Source organism: Pseudomonas sp. SDO52101_S400 (genome assembly GCF_054071635.1).
The window spans coordinates 1-318 of the sequence record NZ_JBSVWF010000159.1 but is presented as its reverse complement, the minus strand read 5'-3'; the positions used below and the strand labels follow the sequence as shown (position 1 = coordinate 318).

The following is a 318-nucleotide window of genomic DNA, read 5'->3' as shown; positions in this document are numbered from 1 at the left end:
GCAAGGTGCCCCAGCCCTGATGCTCGCGCACCAGGCGATCCTGCAGGTCGTATTCGAAGGCCAGCGGGTGATTTTGGCCATCATCGACGCCGGTCAGCCGACCGAGGCGGTCGTAGCGGTATTCAACCGTGCTGCCATCGGGCAGGGTCTTGAGCAGCAAACGCCCGGCACTGTCGCGTTCATAAGTGGTGACCAAGGTCGAGCCGTCATCGCCGTACTCGGTCTTCTCCAGCAGGTGGCCGTTGCGGTCATAGGCATACGCGGTGCGCCGCCCATCAAAACCGGTTTCCTGTCGGATCAGTCCGGTGGGCGTGTAGT

The 318-nt window shown here is 62.9% G+C and carries 1 protein-coding gene; it reads right to left on the bottom strand.

The window, feature by feature from the left end; all coding sequences use genetic code 11:
* The coding region (locus ACW9HX_RS29170) for a hypothetical protein (RefSeq protein WP_457383224.1) at positions 1–318 on the bottom strand (318 nt) is incomplete at both ends.